Source organism: Rhodococcus sp. NPDC056516 (assembly GCF_042794655.1).
GTDB lineage: Bacteria > Actinomycetota > Actinomycetes > Mycobacteriales > Mycobacteriaceae > Rhodococcus_F.
Map to the genome: position 1 here is coordinate 344,500 of NZ_JBHTTG010000006.1, position 13,431 is coordinate 357,930.

Annotated in this window: 12 protein-coding genes and 1 riboswitch; of the genes, 4 read left to right on the forward strand and 8 right to left on the reverse strand. The window is 62.9% G+C overall.

The window, feature by feature from the left end:
• Window positions 1–2: 2 nt before the first annotated feature.
• Window positions 3–1,508, forward strand: a complete 1,506-nt coding sequence (locus tag ACFQ6Y_RS20280; RefSeq protein ID WP_378545140.1) for a CoA-acylating methylmalonate-semialdehyde dehydrogenase — start codon at window positions 3–5, stop codon at window positions 1,506–1,508.
• A 62-nt stretch (window positions 1,509–1,570) separates the two neighbouring features.
• Here ACFQ6Y_RS20280 and ACFQ6Y_RS20285 read toward each other — a convergent pair whose 3' ends face one another.
• Window positions 1,571–2,143 (reverse strand): dihydrofolate reductase family protein, encoded by a 573-nt coding sequence (locus ACFQ6Y_RS20285; protein ID WP_019747666.1) that lies wholly within the window; start codon window positions 2,141–2,143, stop codon window positions 1,571–1,573.
• A gap of 196 nt (window positions 2,144–2,339) precedes the next feature.
• Between ACFQ6Y_RS20285 and ACFQ6Y_RS20290 the strand changes: the two genes are divergently transcribed.
• Window positions 2,340–3,650 carry a D-alanyl-D-alanine carboxypeptidase family protein gene (locus ACFQ6Y_RS20290; RefSeq protein ID WP_378636375.1) on the forward strand — a complete coding sequence of 437 codons (1,311 nt, stop codon included), beginning with the start codon at window positions 2,340–2,342 and terminating at the stop codon, window positions 3,648–3,650.
• On the opposite strand, the gene yhjD is transcribed toward ACFQ6Y_RS20290, so the two are convergent.
• From yhjD to ACFQ6Y_RS20325, 7 genes are all read right to left on the reverse strand, one after another.
• Window positions 3,647–4,681, reverse strand: a complete 1,035-nt coding sequence (gene yhjD / locus ACFQ6Y_RS20295) for an inner membrane protein YhjD (RefSeq protein ID WP_378447719.1) — start codon at window positions 4,679–4,681, stop codon at window positions 3,647–3,649. The two genes, ACFQ6Y_RS20290 and yhjD, sit on opposite strands and share 4 nt — an antisense overlap.
• A gap of 51 nt (window positions 4,682–4,732) precedes the next feature.
• The gene (gene trpS / locus ACFQ6Y_RS20300; protein ID WP_378545155.1) at window positions 4,733–5,767 is read right to left on the reverse strand and encodes a tryptophan--tRNA ligase; all 1,035 of its coding nucleotides are present in this window, start codon (window positions 5,765–5,767) and stop codon (window positions 4,733–4,735) included.
• Between the two features lie 26 nt (window positions 5,768–5,793).
• Window positions 5,794–6,288, reverse strand: coding sequence for a barstar family protein (locus ACFQ6Y_RS20305; protein WP_378636383.1), 495 nt, complete (start codon window positions 6,286–6,288; stop codon window positions 5,794–5,796).
• Window positions 6,288–6,824: a ribonuclease domain-containing protein gene (locus tag ACFQ6Y_RS20310; RefSeq protein WP_378534282.1), complete on the reverse strand. Its 537-nt coding sequence runs from the start codon at window positions 6,822–6,824 to the stop codon at window positions 6,288–6,290. The genes ACFQ6Y_RS20305 and ACFQ6Y_RS20310 overlap by 1 nt, the downstream gene beginning before the upstream one ends.
• Before the next feature lie 8 nt (window positions 6,825–6,832).
• Entirely contained in the window at window positions 6,833–7,678 is an 846-nt protein-coding gene (locus ACFQ6Y_RS20315; RefSeq protein ID WP_378636387.1) for an exodeoxyribonuclease III, read from the reverse strand.
• Between the two features lie 36 nt (window positions 7,679–7,714).
• Window positions 7,715–8,854, reverse strand: a complete 1,140-nt coding sequence (locus tag ACFQ6Y_RS20320) for an MFS transporter (protein WP_378636792.1) — start codon at window positions 8,852–8,854, stop codon at window positions 7,715–7,717.
• 199 nt (window positions 8,855–9,053) lie between these two features.
• Window positions 9,054–10,277 (reverse strand): NADP-dependent isocitrate dehydrogenase, encoded by a 1,224-nt coding sequence (locus ACFQ6Y_RS20325; RefSeq protein ID WP_378447725.1) that lies wholly within the window; start codon window positions 10,275–10,277, stop codon window positions 9,054–9,056.
• 305 nt (window positions 10,278–10,582) lie between these two features.
• Window positions 10,583–10,723, forward strand: a riboswitch (SAM riboswitch).
• 143 nt (window positions 10,724–10,866) lie between these two features.
• Here ACFQ6Y_RS20325 and ACFQ6Y_RS20330 point away from each other — a divergent pair.
• Both ACFQ6Y_RS20330 and ACFQ6Y_RS20335 read left to right on the forward strand, forming a co-directional pair.
• Window positions 10,867–12,192, forward strand: coding sequence for a bifunctional o-acetylhomoserine/o-acetylserine sulfhydrylase (locus ACFQ6Y_RS20330; RefSeq protein ID WP_378534288.1), 1,326 nt, complete (start codon window positions 10,867–10,869; stop codon window positions 12,190–12,192).
• A complete protein-coding gene (locus ACFQ6Y_RS20335; RefSeq protein WP_378636392.1) occupies window positions 12,189–13,325 on the forward strand; it encodes a homoserine O-acetyltransferase in 1,137 nt (378 codons plus the stop codon). Before ACFQ6Y_RS20330 ends, ACFQ6Y_RS20335 begins: the two co-directional genes overlap by 4 nt.
• Window positions 13,326–13,431 lie beyond the last annotated feature (106 nt).

Below are 13,431 nucleotides of genomic sequence, written 5' to 3' on the forward strand. Positions count from 1 at the left end.
CCATGACCAGCACTGATACTCGTGTCATCGCGCACTGGTTGGACGGCAAGCCGTTCGCCGGAACGTCCGAGGACACCGCCCCCGTCACCAACCCCGCCACCGGACAGATCACCGGCCGACTGGCCCTGGCAAACCTCGAGGACGCCCGCACCGTCATCGACGCGGCTGCCGCGGCCTTCCCCGCCTGGCGTGACACCTCATTGGCCCGGCGCACACAGATACTGTTCAGCTTCCGCGAACTCCTCAATGCTCGCAAAGGTGAACTCGCCGAGATCATCACAGCCGAGCACGGCAAGGTTCTCTCCGACGCCCTGGGCGAAATCAGCCGCGGGCAAGAAGTGGTCGAATTCGCTTGCGGAATACCGCATCTCCTCAAGGGTGGGTACACCGAGAACGCCTCGACCAAGGTCGACGTCTACTCCATCCGCCAACCCCTCGGCCCCGTCGGCATCATCTCCCCCTTCAACTTTCCCGCGATGGTCCCCATGTGGTTCTTCCCGGTCGCCATCGCCGCCGGGAACACCGTGATTCTCAAGCCCTCGGAGAAGGACCCCACCGCCGCTATCTGGCTCGCCGAACTCTGGGCCGAAGCCGGTCTGCCTCCCGGCGTCTTCAACGTCCTCCAAGGTGACAAACTCGCCGTGGACGAGCTCCTGGAAAACAAAGCAGTCAAAGCGATTTCGTTTGTCGGTTCCACCCCTATCGCCCAGTACGTCTATGCCACCGGCACCGCCAACGGCAAACGCGTCCAAGCACTCGGCGGCGCCAAGAATCACGCGATCGTTCTACCGGACGCAGACCTCGACCTCGCCGCCGACGCAATGGTCAACGCGGGATTCGGTTCCGCCGGCGAACGCTGCATGGCAATCTCCGCCCTCGTAGCGGTCGGCGACATTGCAGATGAACTCGTGGCCAAGATCGTCGAACGCACCACTCCCCTCGTCACCGGCGACGGCACCAAGAACTCCGACATGGGTCCGCTTGTCACCCAGGCCCACCGCGACAAGGTCGCCTCCTACGTCGATGCAGGTGAGAAGGACGGCGCCACCATCGTGGTCGACGGACGCACAGTTCAGGCCGATGGTGGAGCTGACGGCTTCTGGCTCGGGCCCACCCTCATCGACCACGTCACCACCGACATGTCGATCTACACGGACGAAATCTTCGGACCTGTCCTGTCCGTCGTGCGTGTCGACACCTACGACCAAGCCCTCGAACTGATCAACAACAATCCGTACGGAAACGGCACCGCCATCTTCACCAACGACGGCGGCGCTGCCCGACGCTTCCAGAACGAGGTGGAGGTCGGCATGATCGGCATCAACGTCCCCATCCCGGTTCCCATGGCCTACTACAGCTTCGGCGGCTGGAAGAACAGCCTCTTCGGCGACACCCACGCACACGGGACCGAAGGTGTTCATTTCTTCACGCGGGGTAAAGCCGTCACCAGTCGCTGGCTCGACCCCAGCCACGGCGGTATCAACCTCGGCTTCCCCGAGAACAGTTAGCCGGCAAGACATCTGTGGCCGAGACTCTCGAAGAGGCTCGGCCACAGATTTTTTCGAGAGGTCTACGCGACCGTAGGGTGGTACGTCAGTACCTGAACTCCGGATTCGTACCGACGATCGTCCTTCAACTCGAGGTCGATCTTGTCGGCCGATTCGGGGAACACTCTCCCGCCGGACCCGAGAATGACCGGGAAGACCATCAGTCGCAGCTCGTCGACCAGACCGGCCAGCAACAACGCGTGGACGAGCGTCCGACTTCCCGCGACCAGGATTTCGCCGTCGATCTGCTCCTTCAGCTTCGGAACGGATTCCTCGATGGGACCGTCGAGCGCCGTCGAGTTGTTCCATTCGAGCGGTTCGGTCGAACTCGTGACGACGTACTTGGGCATCTCGTTCATCTTGTCCGCAAAGCCCTGGTCGTCTTCGCGCTCAGGCCAGGCACCGGCGAAGCTCTCGTAGGTCCGCCGACCGAGTAGAAGCACGTCCGCGGCGAGGGTTTCGTCGAGTTTGAACTTCATCTGATCGCCCTCCTGGTAGGGAAAGACCCATCCAGTGTGCGCATAACCCGGTTCACCACCGGGCGCTTCCATCACCATGTCCAAAGACACGAATTCTGTCACCACGATCTTGCCCATACCGATCCCCTGTCGTCAGTGCGTGTGCGCCATTCGAGTAGTCGACTACCCCACTGTTACAGACTCTGCGTGGTCGGGGAACTCATCCGGCGTCCGTCCACTATGACCGATGTACAAACCGAATCGTCTGTTTTCGGTCCCCACGCTTGCGTGGCGATTCGGACGTTCACTCTGGTTCGCATACCCTCGTATATCGATGATGTGGCGTCGAAAGTGTGCAGTGGCAGTAGCCGGAACAGTGCTCTCAGGGAGCATTGCGTTTACCGGTGTTGTAGGTAGCTCGGGAATCGCCGGCGCCCAACCGGCCCCGCCGCCGCCGACCACCACCGAGGCGCCGTTCACCACACCCAACACCGACAGCTGCCCCTTCACGAGTAGCCCGGCACCGGCGATCGATCTCTCCGAAGCTCCCGCGCCCGGATCCACGGTCCCGACTGCTGTCCCGATTCCGGAAAGCCCCGTCGGTGGAGACAAGCTCGGCGAGTGTGGTGTTGTGCTCCCAGACGGCGCTGCCCCGCTCCCGGCCGACATCGCGGCATCCGGATGGGTACTCGCGGATGCTGACACCGGCGAGGTCCTCGCCGCCAAAGACCCGCACGGTCGCTACCGACCGGCCAGCACCATCAAGATGCTGTTGGCTCTCGTCGCGCTCGACGAACTCGATCTCGACACCGAAATCACCGCAACGGCCGAGGACGCGGACGCTGAAGGTAGTGCCGTCGGCATCGGCAAGGGCGGTAAGTACACCAACCGACAGCTGATGCAAGGTCTGGTCATGGCGTCGGGGAACGATGCAGCGCATGCTCTTGCCCGTCAACTCGGCGGTGACGCTGCAGCCGTGTCGAAGATGAATGCCCTCGCCGCCGACCTCGGCGCCCTCGATACTCGCACGGCAACTCCGTCCGGACTCGACGGCCCGGGGATGAGCAGCTCACCGTACGACCTGGCCGTGATATTCCATACCGCACTGCAGAACCCGACATTCGCCAGTCTGATCCATACCGAGACCGTCGAGTTCCCCGGCTTCCCCAAGGACCCGACAATTCCCGATGATCAGGACCGGCCCGGATTCACTCTCGCGAACGACAATCAGTTGCTCTACAACTACGACGGTGCATTGGGCGGCAAGACCGGCTTCACCGACGACGCACGCCACACGTACGTGGGTGCCGCGGAACGTAACGGCCGGAAACTACTGGTGACATTGATGGGCGGCGAAGCCAAGCCGATCCGTCCGTGGGAGCAAGCTGCCCGTCTACTCGACTACGGATATGCACTCCCAGCGAGCACAACCGTCGGCTCGTTGACGGACCGTTCGACCGACGACGCCACGCCCGACGTCACCCGCACACCGTCTGCCGCTGTACCAGGCTCGATCTCGGCAGCACCCACCGCCACCGACAGCGAGTCGGACACCACGGACCGCATCCTCATCGGCGCGGTCGGTGGAGTAGTGGTGATCGCGCTGGTGGCGGGAGCCGTTGCCCTCAACCGTCGACGGCGCTAGCGCGGCCGACGACGCAGGAAGCCCGAAAGACCCAGGCCGGCAACCGCTCCCGTGGCGATCAATGCAACGGCACGCGACGGTGAGGCACCATCGCTGACAACCACGCGCGGCGAGATCACTGCGGGATCGGGCGGAGGAACGAAGGCCAAAGCCATACTTTCCTTTGTCGTCGCCGCCCACGCCGTGCAGAAAAGCAGCATCCTCGACGCCGTGAACACGAACACCAGCAAACCGATGATCGGGCCGAATGCCACACCCGCGGGGCCACCGGTGACGGCAGCGAGGTAGATCGCACCCACCTGCTTGAAGATCTCGAACACAACCGCGGCGATGAGCGCTGCCTGCGCGGCGCTTCGCAGCGTGACGGGCTCGCGCGGTAGCCGGGCGATCACCCACAGGAAGACCGCCCACGTCGCCAGGAGTGAGAGCAACAGTGAAACGACTCTGAGCCCCACACCGACACCGGTGATGTTCTCGAGGTTGAGCCACTTCACGATCTGAGTGGCTACCGGCCCGCTGCTCAGCGCCGACATTCCGAGCGAGACGACCATGGCGAGGGCCAGACCGATAAGTGCCCCTGCGTCACCGAGTTTGGTACGCACGAAACCCTTCGGCTCGCGCTTGCTCTCCCACATGGCCGTCAGCGCGTCGCGAACGTTTGCCATCCAACCCAGACCCGCGTACGCGGCACCCAGGAGACCGAAGATTCCGACGCTGGCGCGCGAATCGATAGCCGAATCGATCAGCGTGTTGATGGTGTCACCCAAGCTGCCAGGAATGCTCTTGGTGATCTGCTCCTGAATCGACTCCAGGTACTCGGGATGCCCGGCCAATACGAAACCAGCCACGGCAAACGCGACCATCATGATCGGAATCAGTGCCAGAACGCTGAAGTACGTGATTCCCGCAGCGTAGTAGTCGCCTTTTTGCTCTTGGAACCGTCCAGCAGCGCGAACCAGATGATCGAGCCAAGGTCGCGCTGCCCGTTGCTTCTCGAGAAAGCTGGGTGCGTCGTCGTCCGTGTCAGCCATTGCCGTCCCCCTCATGTTCGGTCAGGCGTCGTGAGTCCGAATTCGCGTCGGTCAGCCCTTCGGTGCCAGGAATCCGACCTTGTCATAGACAGCGGCGAGTGTGCGTGAAGACACCTCTCGGGCGCGGTGCGCTCCGGCCGCGATGATGCGATCCAGCTCCGCCTCGTCTGCGAGGTAACCGTCCACCTTCGCTTTGAGCGGGGTGACGAACTCGGTCAGGACATCAGCGGTATCGGTTTTGAGGTCGCCGTACCCCTTGCCTTCGTAACCGGCCACCAGAGTCTCGATCGGTACTCCGGAGAGAGCCGACTGAATGGTGAGTAGGTTGCTGACGCCCGGCTTGGCCTGCGGGTCGAAGCGAATCTCGCGCTCGTTGTCGGTGACGGCCGACTTGATCTTCTTCGCCGACACCTTCGGATCGTCGAGCAGATTGATCAGTCCGGCCGCACTGGCAGCGGACTTGCTCATCTTGGCGGTCGGATCCTGCAGGTCGTAGATCTTTGCCGTGCCCTTGATGATCTGCGGCTCGGGAACGACAAACGCCTTGCCGTAGCGGGTGTTGAACCGGCCGGCCAGATCGCGTGCGAGTTCGAGGTGCTGGCGCTGATCCTCACCCACCGGGACTCGCTGCGGGCGGTACAGGAGGATGTCCGCGGCCATCAGAACCGGATACGTGAACAAACCGACACTGGCGTTGTCGCTGCCTTGCTTGGCGGACTTGTCCTTGAACTGCGTCATACGGCTGGCTTCACCGAAACCGGTGATGCAATTCAGGACCCACGCCAACTGCGCGTGCTCGGGAACCTGACTCTGCACGAACAGCGTCGCCCGATCGGGATCGATACCCAGCGCCAGAAGTTGAGCCACCGCAACCTTGGTGCGACGACGCAGTTCCTTCGGGTCCTGCGTCACCGTGATGGCGTGAAGATCCGGAATGAAGTAGAAAGCGTCGAAATCGTCCTGCAACGGAACCCACTGCTGCAGCGCACCCAGGTAGTTGCCGAGGTGGAAAGAATCCGACGTCGGCTGGATTCCGGAAAGCACGCGAGGCTTTGCGGTGGGCTTCTGTTCTGCAGGGGTCGACATGGTTCCGATCTTTTCACGAGTGGAAATCAGTGCGGTGGCGTGGTGCCCGGGTAGTCGAGTTCGACGAGGTCTTCACCGGCGGCGCCCAGGTCGTCTTCACCGAACTGGTAGACGGTCCGGAAAACGACGGGTTCCCATTCTTCGGTGTAGAAGTCCATCGTTTCGCGGAACCACTCCAACTGATCCTGTTGCTCGGACAGTAGAGAACCCGCACCTCGGATCACAACTACATATCCGGCGCCCAATCCGAGTACGTCGTCCAGATCTCGCATGACGTCGTCGAAAGCATCCTTGTTTCGCCCGAAGTGGGACGGAAACTGGAAGGCCGCCGCGAACTCGTCGAAGACCTGCGACGTGGTCCGCATGTTCTCGCCACGAACCACCCGAACGACAAAATTCTCGCCACGGAGTTCACGTCCAAGATCATCTGCAACGGCCGGGTCGCCCTGCAGCGCCACCGAAGCGACATCCGAAGACGGATCCAGCCACTGCGCCACGCTGACGGTAGACGAGTCGGACATCAGCGAATCCTCACAAACGTGTCGTAGTGATCGAGGGTGTACCAGGCCGAACCGTCGTTGCCGGTGACGATTCGCTCGGCGTCGCGGCCTTGGCCGTTCTTCTTCGCGTTGACGTCCCATTCCTGATAGACGACACGTCCACCACCCGCCCCGACAGCAGGCAGACGCCCCTCGCTGTTGCGGAAGGTGATGCCGCCCTTGGTTCCCGGCGCGTTGGCGGAATCCGGCCACCTCCCGGCGTCGATCTCCACGAGCGTGGCGAGAACTCGCGCCGGCGCATCGCTGTTTGCCTGCTGCGTTGACTTGGCAGCGGAACTCGACGGCGCAGAACTCGACGGCGCAGCCTTGGTGGTGGCGCCAGGCTTGGCTTGAACACTCGAGGACTGAACGCTCGAGGACTTGGTGACCGACGACGCCGAACTGTCGGAGTCGCGTGAAGAAAGCGTCACCGCCAGCACAAGCGCCACCACGGCAACGACGACGGTGATGATGGCGTTGCGGGTTTTCGCGCTCGGCATCTTCAGACCTTCAGGCATGCGCGTTCCTACCGGTACGAGACGGTGACAGGTGCGTGATCCGACCAACGAAGGTCGTAGGACTCAGCGCGTTCCACGACCGCGACCTTGGCCCGCTCGGCGTAGCCGCGGGTGGCAACCTGGTAATCGATACGCCACCCCGAGTCGTTGTCGAATGCCTTGCCGCGGTACGACCACCACGAGTAAGGACCATCGACGCCAGGGTGAAGGGTGCGGAAGACATCGACCCACGCGGAATCGGCGGCGAACAGAAGGTCCATCCATGCGCGCTCCTCCGGGAGGAATCCCGAAGACTTCTTGTTGGTCTTCCAGTTCTTGAGGTCGAGTTCGGTGTGCGCGATGTTCCAATCGCCGCTGACCACCACGTGGCGATCGGCAGCCTCGGCCGCTGCGGCAGTGGAGGCGAGGTGAACCGCGAAGGACGCCATGAAGCGTTCCTTCTCCTCCTGCTTCGGTGTGAGTGCCTCCCCGGAGGGCAGGTACAGGCTCGCGACGGTCAGATCCGCGAAGTCGGCTTCGATGTATCGACCGGCGTCGAGAAATTCGTCGTCTCCGTGACCGATCCGCACGGCGTCAGGTTCGGTGCGAGAGAGCACCGCGACTCCGTTGCGGCCTTTGGCGGATGGCTCGGCCGAGACCAGGAACCATCCGTTGCCGAGCGCTGGCTCGAGGGTCTCACGAAGCTGATCGTCCGACGCACGCGTTTCCTGAAGGCAGATGAAATCCGCCGACGTCTTCTCCAGCCAGTCGAGCATGCCCTTGCGGGCCGCTGCTCGAACGCCGTTGACGTTCACGGACGTGATGGTGTGGGGAGCAAGAATGTGGGAGTCAGCAGTTTGTGGCACGGCAAGCACCGTAGCCGATTCCACCGACGTGGATCGGCGCCCAGGTCAGCGTACGGCCCTACGCTGCAGAATCACTGCAATCGCCAGCACGGCAAGACCCGCGACCGCCAGCAAAGACCCCACTGCCGCGGGCGCCGTGTACCCGTAACCGGCCGCGATCACGACGCCGCCGATCCACGCTCCGAAGGCGTTGGCGATGTTCAGCGCGGCGTGATTGAGGGAAGCAGCCAGGGTCTGAGCGTCCTCGGCGACGTCCATCAGCCGTGTCTGCAGACCTGGCACCATCGAGGACCCCGCGAGACCGATGAGGAAGACGAAGATCAGTGCCGTGTAAGGATTGCGCACAGCGATCACGAAGACCGCGAGGATCACCACGAGGGATCCCATCGACAAGAACAGGCCCTTCATCAGGGCACGATCCGCGAGGTATCCACCGACGAAGTTGCCGGCCACCATGCCCAGTCCGTAGAGCATGAGTGCCAGGGGAATGAACGAAGCGCCGAGCCCGGACACGTCGGTGAGCGTCGTACTGATGTAGGTGTAGACGGCAAACATGCCGCCGAACCCGACCATGCCCACGATCAGCGTCATCCACACCTGGACGCGGCCCAGCGCTCCGAGTTCGGTGATCGGATTCGTCACCGGCATGCCGTCCAAACGCGGAATCCAGACGAAGAGCGAAGCAACGGTTGCCACCCCGATCACGGCGACCAAAGCGAAGGCGCTGCGCCAGCCGAGTGCCTGACCGATCCAGGCGGCGACCGGTACCCCGATCACGTTGGCCACGGAAAGACCCATCATGACCATCGCCACGGCCTTGGCGCGTTTTCCCGGTTCGGCCAGGTGAGCTGCGACCAACGCGGCGACTCCGAAGTACGCGCCGTGCGGCAATCCGGCGACGAAGCGAGCCATCATCAGCGTCGCGTACGAGGGAGCGAAGACCGAGGCGGCATTGCCGACGGTGAAGGCGACCATGAGCGCGATCAACAGTGTGCGGCGCGGTACCCGTGCGGTGAGAGCAGCGATCAGCGGAGCGCCGACGACAACCCCGAGCGCGTACGCGGAGATCACGTGGCCTGCGATGGGTTCCGAGACACCGAGCCCGGATGCCATTTCCGGGAGCAGTCCCATGGCGACGAACTCGGTGGTGCCGATACCGAAACCGCCGAGGGCGAGAGCGAGCATCGCCGGACCTCTGGCGGAACGAACCCCGGGTGTCGAGGCGTCAGAACGGGAGAGGGTAGACGAAGTCACTGATCAATTGTGATCTCACACCTGGTTGAACTTCCAAGTGAGAGCGGGTGAGTTCACTCACGTGAGACCGCGAACACAAATGGGACGCCCGGTTTCCCGGACGTCCCATTCGAAAGGTGAAGCGGTGAATCTACTTCGCGGCCATGGCCTTCTGTAGGTTCACGTCGAGTGCGCCGAGGAACTCCTCGGTGGTCAGGTAGCCCTGATCTCCGCCGACCAGCATCGAGAGGTCCTTGGTCATCTGGCCGCTTTCGACGGTCTTGATGACAACGTCTTCGAGCGCCTGCGCGAAGCCGATGACCTCAGGGGTGCTGTCGAGCTTGCCACGGTGCTCGAGCCCACGGGTCCACGCGAAGATGGACGCGATCGGGTTGGTCGAGGTGGGCTTGCCCTGCTGGTGCTGACGGTAGTGACGCGTCACGGTGCCGTGAGCAGCCTCTGCCTCACAGGTCCGTCCGTCCGGTGTCAGCAGAACCGACGTCATGAGGCCGAGCGAGCCGAAGCCCTGGGCCACGGTGTCGGACTGGACGTCACCGTCGTAGTTCTTGCATGCCCAGACGTAGCCGCCCTCCCACTTGAGTGCGGAAGCGACCATGTCGTCGATGAGGCGGTGCTCGTAGGTCAGACCTGCGGCATCGAACTCAGCCTTGAACTCGGTCTCGTAGATGTGCTGGAAGATGTCCTTGAAGGCACCGTCGTACGCCTTGAGAATGGTGTTCTTGGTGGACAGGTACACCGGGTAGTTCTGCTGCAAACCATAGGTGAGCGACGCGCGAGCGAAGTCACGGATGGAATCGTTGAAGTTGTACTGCCCCTGAACGATGCCGCCGTTCTCGGGGAAGTTGACCAGTTCGTGCTCGATCGGTGCGCTGCCGTCCTCGGGCGTGTAGGTGATCATCACCTTGCCGGGGCCGGGGACCTTGAAGTCTGTGGCGCGGTACTGGTCGCCGAATGCGTGACGGCCGATGATGATCGGCTTGGTCCAGCCTGGAACGAGTCGCGGAACGTTGGAGATGATGATCGGTGCGCGGAAGATCGTGCCGCCGAGAATGTTGCGGATCGTTCCGTTCGGGGAACGCCACATCTTCTTGAGACCGAATTCCTCGACACGTGCCTCGTCCGGCGTGATCGTGGCGCATTTGACGCCGACGCCGTGCTTCTGGATCGCGTGCGCTGCGTCGATGGTGACCTGGTCGTCGGTCTCGTCGCGGTACTCGATACCGAGGTCGTAGTACTCGAGGTTCACATCGAGATACGGATGGATCAACTTGTCTTTGATGAACTGCCAGATAATGCGCGTCATCTCATCGCCGTCGAGTTCGACGACGGTGCCCTCAACCTTGATTTTGGACATGGGTGCTTCGCGTCCTCCTAGGAAGTTTCCCTGGTTACACGGTTGCGGTCACACTTTGTGAGTGGGTCCGCGAACGGTTCGATTATCAAACCTAGACGGTGTGGACTGATCTCGGGAGATGAGTCCCAAACAAGACAAGCGTACTGCTAACCCGTGAGGCCGCAACCGGCAGGTCCACTCATCGGTCTCTACTCGCGAGTAACTTTTGCCTGCTAGTGGGCTGCGTCGCTCTGCCTCGCGTGCGGTTGCGGCTCACATTTCGCCCCATGTCAGGACTGCGCTCACTTCCCGGTAGAATCCGACTTGGTCATGAGTGCCAGCGTCAAGCCCCGGCTCGCTGGACGGCAACCCTCCAACCGCGGTGGGGTGCCCCGGGTGATGACCAGGTTTCCCGACGTGGATCTGCTCACGCAGTTCCACCGCAATTCGGGTGACAAGCGCGGGTCCGACAGGGACGGACCCCAGACCGGGCCGAGCCCCACGGAGGTATTTCAGTATGTGTCGCACTTGTAGATAGACCCCAGCACGGGGCGGCGATCATTCGCCCCCGTCCGACATCTATCCGTCAGACCACTGGAGTGAACAAATCATGACCGACAACACAGCCGACGCCGCAGCAGCTTCGGATCCGACCGCGAACTGGTCGTTCGAGACCAAGCAGGTGCACGCCGGGCAGACAGCGGACACCGCCACCAATGCGCGCGCTCTGCCGATCTACCAGACCACCAGCTACGTCTTCGACAGCACCGATCACGCTGCCGCACTGTTCGGCCTGGCCGAGCCGGGCAACATCTACACGCGAATCATGAATCCGACGCAGGACGCCGTCGAGCAGCGGATCGCCGCCCTGGAAGGCGGAGTCGCCGCACTCCTCCTGTCCTCGGGTCAGGCTGCCGAGACCATCGCGATCCTCAACATCGCCGAGGCCGGCGATCACATCGTCTCGAGCCCGTACCTGTACGGCGGCACGTACAACCTCCTGCATTACACACTTCGTAAGCTGGGCATCGAAGTCACGTTCGTCGAAGATCCCGACGATATCGACCAGTGGCGCGAGGCCATTCGCCCGAACACGAAGGCGTTCTACGGCGAAACGATCGCCAATCCCAAGAACCACATCCTCGATCTACCTGGCATCTCGTCGCTGGCCCACGAGAACGGTCTTCCGTTGATCGTGGACAACACCGTGGCGACGCCGTACCTGCTCCGCCCACTCGAGCACGGCGCCGACATCGTCGTTCACTCCGCCACCAAATACCTAGGTGGACACGGCACCGCGATCGCCGGCGTCATCGTCGACGGTGGCACCTTCGACTGGACGCAGGGTCGCCACACCAACTTCACCACCCCGGATCCCAGCTACCACGGCGTCACCTTCGCGGACCTCGGCGCGCCGGCGTTTGCACTCAAGGCGCGCGTCCAACTGCTGCGCGATCTCGGCTCCGCCGTGGCACCGTTCAACGCGTTCCTCATCGCGCAGGGCATCGAGACCTTGAGCCTGCGCATCGAGCGCCACGTATCCAATGCGCAGAAGGTCGCCGAGTTCCTCGACGGCCACGGCGAGGTGGCCTCCGTCTCCTACGCGGGACTCCCCTCCTCACCGTGGTTCGAACGTGGAAAGAAGCTGACGCCCAAGGGAACCGGCGCCATCGTCACCTTCGAGCTGCCCGGCGGGATCGATGCGGGAAAGAAGTTCGTCAACGCCCTGACGCTGCACAGCCACGTCGCCAACATCGGTGACGTTCGCTCACTCGTCATCCACCCCGCGTCGACGACGCACTCGCAGCTCACCCCCGAAGAGCAGCTCGCTTCGGGCGTCACGCCCGGGCTCGTCCGCCTCGCGGTCGGCATCGAAGGAATCGACGACATCCTCGCCGATCTCACCGTCGGCCTGGCTGCGGTGGCAAACTCGTGACCGTGAACGAATTGGAGCCCAGGATCGACCTCCTGCCCCCGCCCGACGGCCAGGTGGGGTTCGTCGACATCGGCGCCCTGGAACTCGAGAGCGGCGCGGTACTCCCCTCGGTTTCGCTCGCCGTTCAGCGCTGGGGTGAGCTGTCCCCGAACCGCGACAACGTCGTACTCGTCGAGCACGCACTGACCGGAGACTCACACGTCACCGGTCCGATCTCCGCGAATCAGCCCTCCCCCGGCTGGTGGAACGGAATGGTCGGCCCCGGCGAACCGATCGACACCGGCGAATGGTGCGTCATCGCAACAAATGTCCTCGGTGGCTGTCGCGGCACGACCGGTCCCAGTTCACTGGCCGACGACGGCAAGCCGTGGGGCAGCAGGTTCCCGGAGATATCCATCCGGGATCAGATCGCGGCGGAGAAGAAGCTCGTCGATCTCCTCGGGATCGACCAATTGGCCTCTGTGGTCGGCGGATCCATGGGCGGCATGCGCACCCTCGAATGGGCAGTTACCTACCCGGACAGCATTCGCTCCGCGTTGGTTCTCGCAACCGGTTCACGGGCCACCGCCGATCAGATCGGCACCCAGACGACGCAGATCGCTGCTATCGTCTCCGATCCCGAGTGGCAAGGCGGTGACTACCACGGATCGGGCCGGGTACCTCGCGCCGGACTCGGCATCGCTCGCCGCATCGCGCACCTGACGTACCGCACCGAGTCCGAACTGGATGCGCGCTTCGAGAACTCCGCCCAGAACGACGAAAACCCGTGGAACGGTGGACGATACGCTGTGCAGAGTTACCTGGAACACCAGGCGGACAAGCTGGTCGACCGCTTCGACCCGAGCACGTACGTCCTCCTGACCGAAGCCATGAACCGGCACGACATCGGCCGAGGACGCGGCGGCGTTGCAGCGGCGTTGGCATCGATCACGGCACCGGTCGTCGTGGGCGGCGTGGATTCGGATCGGCTGTATCCCCTCCGTTTGCAGGAGGAGATCGCCGACGGAATTTCCACGTGCAGCGGCCTCGAGATTCTCAAGTCCAAGGACGGCCACGACGGCTTCCTGACGGAGGCGGACGCCGTCGCCGGACTGCTTCGCCGAACGATGGAGTTCGCACGCACGGCTCGCTGATCCGGCACAGAGCCACATTTTCAGAATTCGTCAATGTCGGGAAAACCACAGCTGATCTGCGGGTTTTCCCGACATTTTCATTGGCGAACGTGAACCGGCGCGGCTA